The 14804-nt window shown below is 72.0% G+C and carries 9 protein-coding genes; all 9 read left to right on the top strand.

Annotated elements, in window-relative coordinates; all coding sequences use genetic code 11:
- The first annotated feature begins 50 nt into the window (after positions 1 to 50).
- The 9 genes from argS (at position 51) to rho (ending at position 14690) form a co-directional block, all read left to right on the top strand.
- A complete protein-coding gene (argS, locus tag ACLQ24_RS13225; protein ID WP_425891580.1) occupies positions 51 to 1718 on the top strand; it encodes an arginine--tRNA ligase in 1668 nt (555 codons plus the stop codon).
- A 1-nt stretch (position 1719) separates the two neighbouring features.
- Positions 1720 to 3105, top strand: a complete 1386-nt coding sequence (lysA, locus tag ACLQ24_RS13220; RefSeq protein WP_425891578.1) for a diaminopimelate decarboxylase — start codon at positions 1720 to 1722, stop codon at positions 3103 to 3105.
- A gap of 8 nt (positions 3106 to 3113) precedes the next feature.
- On the top strand, positions 3114 to 4424 hold the full coding sequence (locus ACLQ24_RS13215) for a homoserine dehydrogenase (RefSeq protein ID WP_425891612.1): 1311 nt from the start codon (positions 3114 to 3116) through the stop codon (positions 4422 to 4424).
- 137 nt (positions 4425 to 4561) lie between these two features.
- Positions 4562 to 5611, top strand: coding sequence for a threonine synthase (thrC, locus tag ACLQ24_RS13210; RefSeq protein WP_425891576.1), 1050 nt, complete (start codon positions 4562 to 4564; stop codon positions 5609 to 5611).
- Positions 5612 to 5729: 118 nt separating this feature from the next.
- The gene (locus tag ACLQ24_RS13205) at positions 5730 to 9011 is read left to right on the top strand and encodes an efflux RND transporter permease subunit (protein WP_425891574.1); all 3282 of its coding nucleotides are present in this window, start codon (positions 5730 to 5732) and stop codon (positions 9009 to 9011) included.
- 135 nt (positions 9012 to 9146) lie between these two features.
- Positions 9147 to 9983, top strand: a complete 837-nt coding sequence (locus ACLQ24_RS13200; protein WP_425891573.1) for a polysaccharide deacetylase family protein — start codon at positions 9147 to 9149, stop codon at positions 9981 to 9983.
- 11 nt (positions 9984 to 9994) lie between these two features.
- Complete coding sequence (locus tag ACLQ24_RS13195; RefSeq protein ID WP_425891572.1) at positions 9995 to 11239, top strand: MFS transporter; 1245 nt, start codon at positions 9995 to 9997, stop codon at positions 11237 to 11239.
- 66 nt (positions 11240 to 11305) lie between these two features.
- A complete protein-coding gene (thrB, locus tag ACLQ24_RS13190; protein WP_425891570.1) occupies positions 11306 to 12250 on the top strand; it encodes a homoserine kinase in 945 nt (314 codons plus the stop codon).
- A gap of 295 nt (positions 12251 to 12545) precedes the next feature.
- Positions 12546 to 14690, top strand: a complete 2145-nt coding sequence (gene rho, locus ACLQ24_RS13185) for a transcription termination factor Rho (RefSeq protein ID WP_425891568.1) — start codon at positions 12546 to 12548, stop codon at positions 14688 to 14690.
- Positions 14691 to 14804: the final 114 nt, after the last annotated feature.

Here is a 14804-nt window from a genome sequence, read left to right as displayed (position 1 = left end):
GCGCAGGGTAGCCGCCGAATGCCCGAGTCTACCCCCGATAACATGGTTGGGTGACTCCTGCAGAACTAGCCTCGGTCGTCCTCGCCGCCGCCCACGCCGTCTTCACCGACCGTGGCCTGGATCACGCCGCGCTGCCGGAGCGCACGGTGGTGGAGCGACCGCGCAACCCCGAGCACGGCGACTACGCCTCCACGCTCGCTCTGCAGTTGAGCAAGAAGGTGGGCGTCCCGCCGCGTGAGCTGGCCGCCGCTCTGGCCGACGAGCTGGGTCGGGCGCCGGGCGTCAAATCGGTGGAGATCGCCGGGCCGGGCTTCCTCAACATCCGGCTGGACGCCGCCGCGGCCGGCCAGCTCGCCCGGGTGATCGTCGAGGCCGGCGCGGAGTACGGCCGCAGCGACCGGCTCGCGGGCGAGAAGATCAACCTGGAGTTCGTCTCGGCCAACCCGACCGGCCCCGTGCACATCGGCGGCGTCCGCTGGGCGGCCGTCGGCGACGCGCTGAGCCGGCTGCTGCGCGCGACCGGCGCCGACGTCGGCACCGAGTACTACTTCAACGACGCCGGCTCGCAGATCGACCGGTTCGCCCGGTCGCTGCTGGCCGCCGCCAGGGGCGAGGCCGTGCCGGAGGACGGCTACGGCGGCGCGTACATCGCCGAGATCGCCACCGAGGTGCAGGCCCGCCGGCCCGACGTGCTCGGCCTGGACGACGCCGCCGCCCAGGAGGTGTTCCGCATCGAGGGTGTCGCGCTGATGTTCGACGAGATCCGCTCGTCGCTGCGCGACTTCGGCGTGGAGTTCGACACCTACTTCAACGAGAAGGACCTGCACGACCGGGGCGAGCTGGACCTCGCGCTGGCGCGGCTGCGCGAGCAGGGGCACCTCTACGAGTCCGAGGGTGCCACCTGGCTGCGGACCACCGACTTCGGCGACGACAAGGACCGGGTGCTGCGCAAGTCCAACGGCGAGTGGACGTACTTCGCCGCGGACTGCGCCTACTACCTGGACAAGCGGGAGCGCGGCTTCGAGCGGGTCGTGATCATGCTGGGCGCCGATCACCACGGCTACATCGGCCGGATGAAGGCGATGGCGGCCTGCTTCGGCGACGACCCGGAGCGCAACCTGGAGATCCTCATCGGGCAGCTGGTCAACCTGCTGCGCGACGGCGCCCCGATGCGGATGAGCAAGCGGGCCGGCACCGTGATCACCCTGGAGGACCTGGTCGACGCGATCGGCGTGGACGCCTCCCGGTACGCGCTGGCCCGCTACTCCAGCGACTCGCCGATCGACATCGACATCGAGCTGTGGACCCGGGCGACCCGCGACAACCCGGTCTACTACGTGCAGTATGTGGCCGCCCGGACGGCGGGCGTGGCCCGTAACGCCGCCGAGGTGGGGCTGGTTCCGGGTGACGCCGACGCGTTCCGCCCCGAGCTGCTCGACCACGAGAAGGAGAACGAGCTGCTCAAGGCGCTCGCCGAGTTCCCCGCGGTGGTGGCGACGGCCGCCGAGCTGCGTGAGCCGCACCGGGTGGCCCGCTACCTGGAGGAGGGCGTCGCGGCGTCCTACCACCGGTTCTACGACAACTGCCGGGTGCTGCCGTTGGGCGACGAGGAGGTCACCGACCTGCACCGCGCCCGGCTCTGGCTCAACAACGCCACCCGCACGGTGATCGCCAACGGTCTGCACCTGCTCGGCGTCTCCGCCCCCGAGAGGATGTGACATGCGGGCTCACGAGGCTGGTGCGCTGCACGCGGACATCAGCAACCAGGGGCCGGCCTGGCTGCGTACCCCGGTCGACGTCAACGCCCTCGTGCCGGCGCTGTGGCCGCGGTCGGTGGCGCGCGGCGCGGACGGCGCGGTCGCGATCGCGGGCCTGAGCGTCCGCGACATCGCGGCCGAGTTCGGCACCCCGGTGTACGTCCTCGACGAGGCCGACCTGCGGTCGCGCTGCCGCGACTTCCGGGCGGCGTTCCCGACTGAGGACGTCTACTACGCGGGCAAGGCGTTCCTGTGCCGGGCGGTGGTCCGGATGATCGCCGAGGAGGGCCTGCACCTGGACGTCTGCACCGGCGGTGAGCTGGCCACCGCGCTCTCGGCCGGGATGCCGCCGGAGCGCATCGGCTTCCACGGCAACAACAAGTCGGTCGCCGAGCTGGGCCGGGCGCTGGATGCCGGGGTGGGCCGGATCATCGTCGACTCGTTCACCGAGATCGACCGGCTCACTGCGCTGGCCCGCGAGCGCGGCGTCCGGCCCCGGGTGCTGGTCCGGGTCACGGTCGGCGTCGAGGCGCACACCCACGAGTTCATCGCCACCGCACACGAGGACCAGAAGTTCGGCTTTTCGCTGGCCGGTGGAGCGGCGGCCAACGCCGCATTCAAGATCCTTGACGAGGACGTGCTGGAGCTGCGCGGCCTGCACTCGCACATCGGTTCGCAGATCTTCGACGCCAGCGGCTTCGAGGTCTCGGCCCGGCGGGTGCTCGCCCTCCAGGCGCAGATCCGCGACGCGCGGGGGGTGGAGCTGCCCGAGCTGGACCTGGGCGGCGGCTTCGGCATCGCGTACACCACCCAGGACGACCCGGCCGCCCCACAGGACCTGGCCAAGCGACTCCGCAAGATCGTCGACTCGGAGTGCGCGGCGGAGAACCTGGCCGTGCCGCACCTGTCGATCGAGCCGGGCCGGGCCATCGTCGGACCGGCCGTGTTCACCCTCTACGAGGTCGGCACGGTCAAGGACCTCGACGGCATCCGGACGTACGTCAGCGTGGACGGGGGGATGAGCGACAACATCCGTACCGCGCTCTACGACGCGTCCTACTCGGCGACGCTGGCTTCGCGCGCCTCGGACGCGGAGCCGTTGCTCGCCCGCGTGGTGGGAAAGCACTGTGAGTCTGGGGACATCGTGGTGAAGGATGAATTCCTGCCCGCCGACGTGCAGCCCGGAGATCTTGTCGCGGTGCCCGGCACCGGCGCGTACTGCCGGAGCATGGCCAGCAACTACAACCATGTGCCCCGGCCGCCGGTCGTCGCGGTACGCGACGGCCGGGCGCGTCTGATCGTCCGGCGGGAGACCGAAGACGATCTGCTGGCATTGGATGTGGGATGACGTCACCTGTGCGCTTGGCTCTGCTCGGCTGCGGCACGGTCGGCCAGGAGGTGGTCCGGCTGCTGCACGAGCAGTCGACCGACCTGGCCGCCCGCATCGGCGCTCCACTGGAGATCGCCGGCATCGCCGTCCGCCGGCTCGGCCGCGACCGCGGTGACCTGCCGATCGACGAGAGCCTGTTCACCACCGACGCCCTCGGGCTGATCAAGCGCGACGACGTGGACGTGGTCATCGAGGTGGTCGGCGGGATCGAGCCGGCCCGGAGCTGGCTGGTCGAGGCGCTGCGCGCCGGCAAGAGCGTGGTCACCGCCAACAAGGCGCTGCTCGCCGAGGACGGCGTGGCCCTGCACGAGGCCGCCGCAGAGGGCGGCGGAGACCTCTACTACGAGGCGTCCGTCGCCGGCGCCATCCCGCTGCTGCGCCCGCTGCGCGAGTCGCTGCACGGTGACCGGATCAACCAGGTCACCGGCATCGTCAACGGCACCACCAACTTCATCCTGTCCGCGATGGACGCCACCGGCGCCGGCTTCGCCGAGGCGCTGGAGGAGGCCACCGAGCTGGGGTACGCCGAGGCCGACCCCACCGCCGACGTGGAGGGCTTCGACGCGGCGGCCAAGGCCGCGATCCTCGCCTCGCTGGCGTTCCACACCCGGGTCGGCGCCGCCGACGTGCACCGCGAGGGCATCACCGAGGTGACCGCCGCGGACATGGCCAGCGCCCAGGCGATGGGCTGCACGATCAAGCTGCTCTGCATCGCGGCGCGGGGCGTCGACGCGTCCGGTCAGGAGACGGTCAGCGTCCGGGTGCACCCGGCGATGATCCCGCGCAGCCATCCGCTGGCCAGCGTCGGCGACGCGTTCAACGCGGTCTTCGTCGAGGCGGACGCGGCCGGGCAGCTCATGTTCTACGGCCGGGGCGCGGGCGGCGCGCCGACCGCCAGCGCGGTGCTCGGCGACGTGGTGGCGGTGTCCCGCAACCGGCTCGCCGGGGTCCGCGCGGCCAGCGAGAGCGCGTACGCCGACCTGTCGGTGCGACCGATGGGCGAGGCGCTGACCCGCTACCACGTCAGCCTGGACGTGGCCGACCGCCCGGGTGTGCTGGCCGCCGTGGCGAGCGTGTTCGCCCGCCACGACGTGTCGATCGCGACCGTGCGCCAGGGCTCGGCCGGTGGTGCTCCCGGCCGGGACGGCGACGCCGAGCTGGTCATCGTCACCCACGTGGCACCGGACGCCGCGCTCGCCGCGACCGTCGGTGAGCTGCGCGGTCTGGACATCGTCCGGTCGGTGACGAGTGTGCTGCGGGTCGAGGGCGGCGCCTGAGTCGTTGGAGCATCGGGGCGGCTCGGGCGTCCCGCCAGATGGGTAACCCGGGGTGTGCCATCGATGGCTCCGGCAGGGTGGTTCAGGGTGACCTGGTGCTTGGGTCGGCGCGGCGGCAGAGAGGCGAGGAGAGCGACATGTGGCGTGGTCTGATCGAGGCGTACCGGGATCGGCTGCCCGTCACCGCGGCCACGCCCGTCATCACGTTGCACGAGGGGAACACCCCGCTGCTGCCGGCGCCCGTGCTCTCGGCCCGGCTGGGCTGTGACGTCTACCTGAAGGTGGAGGGCGCCAACCCGACCGGCTCCTTCAAGGACCGGGGGATGACGGTCGCGGTGTCGAAGGCGGTCGAGGCCGGCAACAAGGCGATCATCTGCGCCTCCACCGGGAACACCAGCGCCTCTGCCGCGGCGTACGCGGCCCGGGCCGGGCTGACCTGCGCCGTGCTGGTGCCGCAGGGTAAGATCGCGCTGGGCAAGTTGGCCCAGGCGCTGGTGCACGGCGCGAAGCTGCTCCAGGTCAGCGGCAACTTCGACGACTGCCTGGCGCTCGCCGCCAAGCTGGCCCAGGACCACCCGGTCGCCCTGGTCAACTCGGTCAACATCGACCGGCTGCACGGTCAGAAGACGGCCGCGTTCGAGATCGTCGAGGCGCTCGGCGACGCGCCCGACATCCACTGCCTGCCGGTGGGCAACGCCGGCAACATCTCCGCGTACTGGATGGGCTATGCGGAGGAGCACGCCGCCGGCACCACCACGCGTGCGCCGAAGATGTACGGCTTCCAGGCGTCCGGCGCGGCACCGATCGTCACCGGTCAGGTGGTCCCGGAGCCGTCCACCATCGCCACCGCCATCCGGATCGGCAATCCGGCGAGCTGGACCAAGGCGCTCGACGCGCGGGACGCCTCTGGTGGTCTGATCGCGGCGGTGACCGACCGGGAGATCCTGTCGGCGTACCGGCTGCTGGCCCGGGAGGTGGGGGTGTTCGTCGAGCTGGGCAGCGCGGCCAGCGTGGCGGGTCTGCTGCAGCAGGGCGCGGCGGGCACGGTGCCGGCCGGCTCGACGGTCGTCTGCACGGTGACCGGCCACGGCCTGAAGGACCCGGAGTGGGCCATCTCCACCGCGCCCGCCCCGCTGACCATCAGCAACGACCCGATGGCCGCGGCGCGGGCCCTCGACCTGGCCTGAGAGCGCTACCGCAGCCGACGGCGGGCCGCCCCCGGGGGCGGCGGGGGTTCCGGTGATCGTGTCCGGCACACTTTCACCTATCCCCGCCCGCATTCTCTTCCAGGAGTGAGCCAGGCCGATGTCGCTGCTCGCCAGATTCAGCCTCGCCAACCGAGGGCTGGTCGCCCTCATCGCGGTGGTGACCACGGCGTTCGGAGCGTTCGCCGTGCCGTCGCTGAAGCAGCAACTGCTGCCGTCGCTCGAGTTCCCGGCCGCGTTCATCGTGGCCGCCTACCCCGGCGCCGGACCCGAGATCGTCGAGTCGCAGGTGACCGAACCCATCGAGAACGCCCTCCAGGGCATTCCGGGGCTGGACAAGGTCACCTCCACGTCCCGCGAGGGCTCGGCCACGATCCAGGTGGAGTACGAGTTCGGCACCGACCTGGACGACGTGGTCAACAAGATGCAGACCGCGCTGAGCCGGATCGACGCCCAGTTGCCGGACAGCGTTGACCCGCAGGTCATCGCGGGCAGCACCGACGACCTGCCGGCGGTGGTGCTGGCCGCGGCCGGCGGCGTGGACGAGCGGGCGCTCGCCGAGAAGCTGCGCGCGACGGTGGTGCCGGAGCTGGAGGGGATCGAGGGCGTCCGCACGGTCGAGGTGACCGGAACCCGCGACGACGTCGTGGTCGTCACCCCGGACCCGGCGAAGCTGGCCGCGGCGAAGGTCGCGCCGACCGCGATCGGGGCCGCCCTGAAGACCAACGGTGTGTCCGTGCCGGCCGGCACGGTGACCGCCGGCGGCCTGGCTCTGCCGGTGCAGGTCGGAACGCCGGTCGCCACCCTGGACGACCTGCGCGGCATCATCGTCACGCCCGGCGCGACCCCGGTTCGCCTCGGTGACGTGGCGACGGTCGAACAGCAGCTCGCCCCGGCCACCGCGATCACCCGGACCAACGGCAAGGACAGCCTCGGCGTTGCCGTCACCGCCGCGCCGGACGGCAACGCGGTGGAGATCTCCCACGAGATCCGCGACCGCCTGGCCGAGTTGAAGACCGCGTCCGGCGCGGAGCTGACGGTGGTCTTCGACCAGGCGCCGTTCGTGGAGAAGTCGATCGAGTCGTTGACCACTGAGGGCCTGCTGGGTCTGCTGATGGCGGTCATCGTCATCCTGGTGTTCCTGCTGTCGGTGCGCTCGACGGTGGTCACCGCGGTCTCCATCCCGCTCTCCGTGCTGGTCGCGCTGATCGCCCTGTGGATCGGCGACTACTCGCTCAACCTGCTCACCCTCGGCGCGCTGACCATCGCGGTGGGCCGGGTGGTGGACGACTCGATCGTCGTGCTGGAGAACATCAAACGGCATCTGGAGTACGGCGAGGAGAAGCGGCACGCGATCATCACCGGCGTCCGTGAGGTGGCCGGCGCGGTGACCGCGTCCACCCTCACGACGGTGGCGGTGTTCGCCCCGATCGCGCTGGTCGGCGGGTTCGTCGGGCAGCTCTTCGCGCCGTTCGCTATCACCGTGACGGTGGCCCTGCTCGCCTCGCTGCTGGTCTCACTGACGGTGATCCCGGTGCTGGCGTACTGGTTCCTCAAGCCCCGGGGCGGCACTGTCGACGACGAGGCGGTGCGCCGCGAGGCCGAGGAGGAGGAGCTGCGCAGCCCGTTGCAGCGGGCGTACCTGCCGGTGATCGGCTTCGCCACCCGCAGGCGTTCGACCCGCTGGATCACCGTCGGGCTCGGCCTGCTGGTGCTCTTCGCCACCTTCGGGCTGGCGCAGAAGCTGGAGACGAACTTCCTGGACGACTCCGGCCAGGACACGCTCAGCTTCCGGCAGGAACTGCCGGCGGGCAGCGGCCTGGCCGCCACCGACGCGGCGGCCAAGCAGGTCGAGGCGGTCCTCGGGCGGATCGACGGAGTCGAGACGTACCAGGTGACGGCCGGTGGCGGTGACACGCCGTGGGCGGGCGGCGGCGGTAACAACGTCGCGAGCTGGTCGTTGGCGCTCGACGGCGACAAGGACGCCAAGCAGGTACGCGAGGAGCTGCGGCGCGAGTTCGACAAGATCGGCACGAGCGTGGGCGAGGTCAGCTTCGGCGGTGGCCAGGACGCCTCGGCCAGTCAGCTGGAGGTGGTCGTCCAGGCCGGCGACCCGGAGGTGCTGACCCGCGCCGCCGAGGCCGCCCGTACGGCCATGGCCGACGTCCCGGACGTCGAGGACGTCACCACGAGCCTCGCCGCGCGCGTGCCACGGGTGGACGTGACCGTCGACCGGGTCGCGGCCGGCCGGGTGGGCCTCACCGAGGCCGCCGTGGGTCAGCTCGTGTCGCAGGCGTTCCGTGGCGCTCCGCTCGGGCAGGTGGCGCTCGACGGCCGCCAGCAGGACGTGGTGCTGCGGCTCAGCGCCGCCGCGCCGGTGTCGGTGCAGGAGTTGCGGGCCCTTCCGGTCGGGCCGGTGAAGCTGGACGACATCGCAAACGTCACGCAGGCCGAGGGGCCGCAGCAGGTCACGCGGATCGACGGTGAGCGGAGCGTCTCGGTGACCGGCGCCGCGACCGGGTCCAACCTGGGCGCGACCACCAAGGAGCTGCAGAAGCGGCTCGACGGCATCGACGTTCCGGGAGCGACCTTCACCATCGGTGGGGTCAGCGCCGACCAGTCGGACGCTTTCGGCGACCTGGGCCTGGCGGTGCTCGTCGCCATCGCGATCGTGTTCCTGATCATGGTGGCGACGTTCCGCAGCCTCACCCAGGCGTTGATCCTGTTGATCTCCATCCCGTTCGCGTCGACCGGCGCGATCGGTCTGCTGCTGGTCACCGGGACGCCGCTGGGCGTGCCGGCGCTGATCGGCGTGCTGATGCTGGTCGGCATCGTGGTGACCAACGCGATCGTGCTGCTCGACCTGATCAACCAGTACCGGGCACGGGGCATGGGGGTCCAGGAGGCGGTTGTCGAGGGTGGCCGGCGCCGACTGCGACCGATCCTCATGACCGCGGTCGCGACGATCTTCGCGCTGCTGCCGATGGCCTTCGGGTTGACCGGCGAGGGCGGCTTCATCTCGCAGCCGCTGGCGGTCGTGGTGATCGGTGGCCTGCTCAGCTCGACGCTGCTGACGCTGATCCTGGTGCCGACGCTCTACTCGATGGTGGAGCACACCAAGGAGTCGCTGCGGGGGCGTCGCCGTGGGCGGCGCTCCGACGACGCGGCGCCGAGCGGGTCGGAGAGCGTCGAGCCGGACGGCCCGAACCAGCTGGCGGTGCCGGCGGGCGCAGCGGCGGCGACGCCGGCCGCGGGCGCGCAGCCGCCGGCGACGCGCCCCGCGCCGTCGGGCGCGCTGGTGGACGGCACCGACCAGTTCGAGGTGCTGCGGCTGCCCCGCAGCCGCAGGTCGCCGCTGCCCCCGTCGGAGCCGACCGAGTAGTCGGACGACATCGGCACAGCGCCCCCGGCAGGATCACCTGCCGGGGGCGCTGCTGTCCACGCCCGAGCGACACCGATCGAAGGACCGCACCTCAGCTATGCGTGACGTCTTGCATACTTCCTGGTAGATGTCAGGATGGACGAGCGGGGCAGGCACATGACCGAGGGCGCGCGGGGGTGGTCCCGGCGCGATCTGCTGCGCCGAGGTGCCCTGCTGGTGACCGGTGCGGCAGCCGGGGCGGGCGGCACGGATCTCTGGTTGACCCACCGACGGCTGCCGCTGGCCGGCGGCCCGGCCAGCGCCACGGTCGGCAACGGAGCACAGGACGTCGGCAACGGCGCGCTGCCCGTAGTCTGGTCGGGTTCGACCCCCCAGCGGCTGGTCGCGCTCACCTTCGACGACGGCCCGGCGCCACAGTGGACGCCCATGGTGCTGGACACCCTCGCCCAGCACCGGGTGCCCGCCACGTTCTTCCTGGTCGGCACCCAGGTCCGCAAGCACGCCGACCTCGTACGCGACCGACTCGCCGAGCACGAGGTGGGCAATCACAGCTGGGCGCACCGGGACCTCGCGCAGCTGGACGCCGCCGCGGCGTACGACGACCTGAGTCGCACCCACGACGTGATCACCGACGTGACGGGCAGGGCCCCTCGGCTGGTCCGCCCGCCGTACGGCCACCTGGGCGGGGCGGTGCTGCACGCCGCTGCCCGGTTGAACTATCGGCTGGTGCTCTGGTCGTTGCAGATGGTCGAGCGGGAGTTTCCCGACGACCCGGCCGGTCATGCCCGCCGGATCGTGGACGGCGTCCGGCCGGGGACGATCCTGCTCGGGCACGACGTCGGTCAGCGGCGGCGTCTGGTCGCGCTGCGCGGCCTCCCCGACATGATCATCGGGCTGCGGGAGCGCGGGTACACCTTCGTCACCGTCTCGGCGCTGCTGGGAGCGGGTGTAGCCCGCACGCCGAACGGGTAGGGTGCCGGTCCGTGGCGTCCACCCTTTCGGTCCTTACCGGCAATCGGAGCTTCCGCAACCTCTTCCTCGCCGAGCTGGTGGTCTTCGGGGCCGACTGGTTCGTCATGGTGCCGCTGCTGGTGCTGCTGCCCCACCTGACCGGCAGCGGCGTCTGGGGTGCCCTGGTGCTGGCGGTGGACACCGGCATCGTGGCGTTGCTGCTGCCGTACACCGGCACCATCGCCGACCGCTTCGACCGGCGGAAGATCATGATCGCCGCGAACGTGGCCGCGTTGGCAGGTGTGCTGTTGCTGCTGGGTGTCCGCGACCGCGGGACGGCCTGGCTGGCGCTGGTGGCGATCGGGGTGGTCGCGGTAGCCAAGGCGTTCTACTCACCCGCCGCCCAGGCCGCGCTGCCCAACGTGCTGGAACCGCACGAGCTGGCCGCCGGTAACGCCGTGGCCGGCTCGGCCTGGGGCACTATGACGGTGGTGGGCGCCTCACTGGGTGGTGTGCTCAGCTCGGCCGCCGGCCCGTACGCCTGCTTCTGGGTGGCGGCGGCGGGCCTGGCGCTGGCCGCGGGCCTCGCCACGCGAATCCGCCGGCCGTTGCAGGCGGCCCGTGACCCACTGTTGCCGGCGCAGCGGACGTGGTCGGCGGTCCGCGAGGCGCTCGGTTACATCGGCCACCGGCCGCGGGTGCTGGCGCTTGTCACGGTGAAGTCGGCGGTCGGCCTGGGCAACGGGGTATTGACCGTGTTTCCGCTGCTCGCCGGCATCTACGGCGTCGGCTCGCTGGGCGCCGGCCTGCTCTTCGCGGTGCGCGGGGCCGGCGCCCTGGTCGGGCCGATCCTGATGCGTCGGGTGTTGACGAACCGGTCCTGGCTGCTGCCCGGGCTCGCGCTCTCCATGTCGCTCTACGGGCTGTCCTATGTGGGCGCGTCGGTGGTGCGCTGGTTCCCGCTGGTGCTGCTGCTGGTGTTCGTGGCGCATTTCGCGGGCGGCAGCAACTGGGTGATGTCGAACTTCGCCCTCCAGGGCGAGGTGCCGGACCGGCTGCGTGGGCGCGTCTTCGCCACCGACATGATGCTCGCGACGCTGGCCATCTCGGTGAGTCAACTGGCGGTGGCCCTGGTCGTGGACGTGGTGGACGAGCGGGTGGTGCTGGCCGGCTGCGGGCTGGTCACAGTCGTGTACGCGGTCGGCTGGCGGATCGCCACCCGCCGTCTCTCGCTGACCGAGCCGGTCACCGAGCCGGTCACCGAGCCGGCGGGTTGAGATCCGGTCGGTCCCATGGTGCGGGCGGACGGCCGGACCGTCGGTGTCGACCCCTAGCATGAGCGCGTGCCGACGAACTTCACCGCCGGGCCGGTCCGGGTCCGGGTCCCCGCGACGAGTGCCAACCTCGGTCCGGGCTTCGACGCGCTGGGGCTCGCCCTCGGGCTCCACGACGACCTGGCCGCCGAGGTGTCGTCCGGCGGAGTCCGGGTGACGGTCACGGGTCAGGGCGCTGGTGAGCTGCCGGACGACGACCAGCACCTCGTGGTGCGGGCCATGCGCGCCACGTTCGACGTTCTCGGCGCGCAGCCCCCGGGCCTCAGTGTCGAGTGCGTCAACCGGATACCGCAGGCGCGCGGTCTCGGCTCGTCCTCGGCCGCCATCGTCGCCGGTGTCCTGCTGGCCCGTGCCCTCGTCGCGGACGGCGAGCGGCGGCTGGAGGAGCCGGCTGTCCTTCGACTGGCCGCCGAGATCGAGGGCCACCCGGACAATGTCGCGCCGTGCCTGCTCGGCGGCTTCACGTTGGCCTGGACCGAGTCGGGCGGCGCCCGCGCGGTGTCCCTGCCGGTCGCCGACGCCGTACGACCCACGGTTTTCGTACCCTCCGAGCGCGGCCTGACCGCGACCGCGCGGGCGGCGCTGCCGGCCACCGTGCCCCACGCCGACGCCGCGTTGACCGCGGGACGGGCCGCGTTGCTGGTGCACGCGCTCACCACGGACCCGACGCTGCTGTTGCCGGCCACCGTCGACCGCCTGCACCAGGATTACCGCGCTCCGGGGATGCCAGGCACGTTGGCACTGGTCAGCGCGTTGCGAGCGGCGGGTGTGGCGGCTGTGGTCTCTGGGGCCGGGCCGAGTGTGCTGGCGTTCGGCGAGCCGCCGACGGGCCTCGACGAGGGAACAGACTGGCAGATCTGGAAGTTACCGATAGACGTCAGCGGCGCCCGGGTCGCCCGGGGTAGACTTGGACACGCCGAGCGGGGCCCTGTTGCCGCAGGTCGGAAGAGTTGATTACGCTCTAGGCCTAGCACAGCCGCGAAGCACGCGATCTCCTGCGGGGCGGCGCACCCCCGAAGCTCTCGGCGGTCAGCCCGTCACCCCTGCCAAGGCCCACGCCGCACCGCAGTTTCCACAGGTCGCCGCAGACGGCGAGACCTGCCCACCGACCTTTGGTGGGTCGGGAAACCACCGGCTGCTGTGTCACAGACTCCCGCGACGCGTCCTTGCGAGGCGGGTGCACCGAGGCCGCCCGGCCACCTGAGTTCCGACTCCGGGCAGTCCCGGCCTTATCGAGGGAAGGAATCCATTGAGCGACACCACCGACGTGACGTCGGATGTTTCCAACGTCGCTGGCGATGCCACCGCTGCCGCTCCCGCCCGTCGTCGGCGCAGCGGTACCGGTCTGTCGGCGATGCTGCTGCCAGAGCTGCAGAGCCTGGCTGCGTCGCTCGGCATCTCCGGCACTGCTCGCATGCGCAAGGGTGAGCTGATCGCCGCGATCTCCGAGCGGCAGGGCGGCAACGCCGCCGGAACCCCTCGACCGCGTGCCGAGGTCGCGGCTGCGGCTGCTCCGGCCCGTGAGGAGGTGCGGGAGACCGTGGATCGCCCGGCGGCCGAGGGTCGCGGCACCGGCCAGGCGCCGGCCGGGCCGGCCACCGAGACCGAGAACCGTGGTCGTTCCCGGCGCAGCCGGACCGCCGCGGCGGAGGCCCGTACCTCCGAGGTCAGCAGCACCTCGGAGCCGCGTGGCGCCGAGGCCCGCACCTCGGAGCCGCGTGGCGCCGAGGCCCGCACCGAAGAGGTGGAGGGCGGCGAGCGGTCCGACCGTGGCGAGAACCGCCGCGACCGGGCCGAGCGCAACGACCGCAGTGAGCGTGCCGATCGCGGCGAGCGTGCCGACCGGGGTGAGCGTGCCGACCGCAACGACCGGGCCGAGCGGGCCGATCGCGGCGAGCGGGCCGACCGCAACGACCGCGGCGAGCGCTCCGACCGCGGCGAGCGCTCCGACCGCGGCGAGCGCTCCGACCGCGGCGAGCGGGCCGACCGCAACGAGCGCAACGACCGCGGCGAGCGTGCCGAGCGGGGTGACCGCAACGACCGCAACGACCGGGGCGACCGCAACGACCGTCCGGAGCGGGCCGACCGCAACGACCGTGGTCAGCGCGTCGAGCGCGACAGCGACGACGACGACGAGAGCGGCGGTCGGCGTGGCCGGCGCAGTCGCTTCCGGGACCGTCGACGCGGTCGTGGCGAGCGCGGGGACACCGGCGGGGAGACCGGCGGCCGTGAGCCGCAGGTCGGCGAGGACGAGTTGCTCGTCCCCGTGGCCGGCATCATCGACGTGCTCGACAACTACGCCTTCGTGCGGACGACCGGCTACCTGGCCGGCCCGAACGACGTGTACGTCTCGATGTCCCAGATCAAGAAGTACGGCCTGCGTCGCGGTGACGCGATCACCGGTGCCGTGCGGGCGGCCCGCGAGGGCGGCAACAGCGGCGACCAGCGGCGGGACAAGTACAACCCGCTGATGCGGCTGGACACGATCAACGGGATGGAGCCGGACGAGGCGCGGCGTCGCCCGGAGTTCTACAAGCTCACTCCGCTCTACCCGCAGGAGCGCCTGCGGCTGGAGACCGAGCCGCACATCCTGACCACCCGGGTCATCGACCTGGTCATGCCGATCGGCAAGGGCCAGCGGGCGCTCATCCAGTCTCCGCCGAAGGCGGGTAAGACGATGGTGCTGCAGGCGATCGCCAACGCGATCACCCGCAACAACCCGGAGTGCCACCTCATGGTGGTGCTGGTCGACGAGCGGCCCGAAGAGGTCACCGACATGCAGCGGTCGATCAAGGGCGAGGTCATCGCGGCCACGTTCGACCGTCCGCCGCAGGACCACACCACGGTGGCGGAGCTGGCGATCGAGCGGGCCAAGCGCCTGGTCGAGCTGGGGCACGACGTCGTCGTGCTGCTCGACTCGGTGACGCGGCTCGGCCGGTCGTACAACCTGGCGGCGCCGGCCAGCGGCCGGATCATGTCGGGTGGTATCGACTCCACCGCGCTCTACCCGCCGAAGCGGTTCCTCGGCGCGGCCCGCAACATCGAGAACGGCGGGTCGCTGACCATCATCGCCACGGCGCTGGTGGAGACCGGGTCCATGGCGGACACGGTCATCTTCGAGGAGTTCAAGGGCACCGGTAACGCCGAGTTGAAGCTGGACCGGAAGATCGCCGACAAGCGGACCTTCCCGGCCATCGACATCAACCCGTCCGGTACGCGTAAGGAAGAGGTCCTGCTCGCGCCCGAGGAGCTGGCCATCATCCACAAGCTCCGCAAGGTGCTGCACTCGCTGGACTCGCAGGCCGCGATGGATCTGCTGCTGGACCGCCTCAAGCAGTCCCGCACCAACATCGAGTTCCTGATGCAGATCGCGAAGTCGACGCCGGGGGAGTGACCCTCGGTCGGTGACCGACCGACGAGAAGAGGCGTGGGCGTAACCGCCACCCCACAGATAGTTTTCCGCCGCAACCCCCCCCCGACCCCCCCACCAGTGGGACACAACGACAGT

This window comes from Micromonospora sp. DT4, assembly GCF_049841675.1.
Classification (GTDB): Bacteria; Actinomycetota; Actinomycetes; order Mycobacteriales; family Micromonosporaceae; genus Micromonospora.
This window is presented reverse-complemented; position numbering and strand designations above follow the sequence as displayed.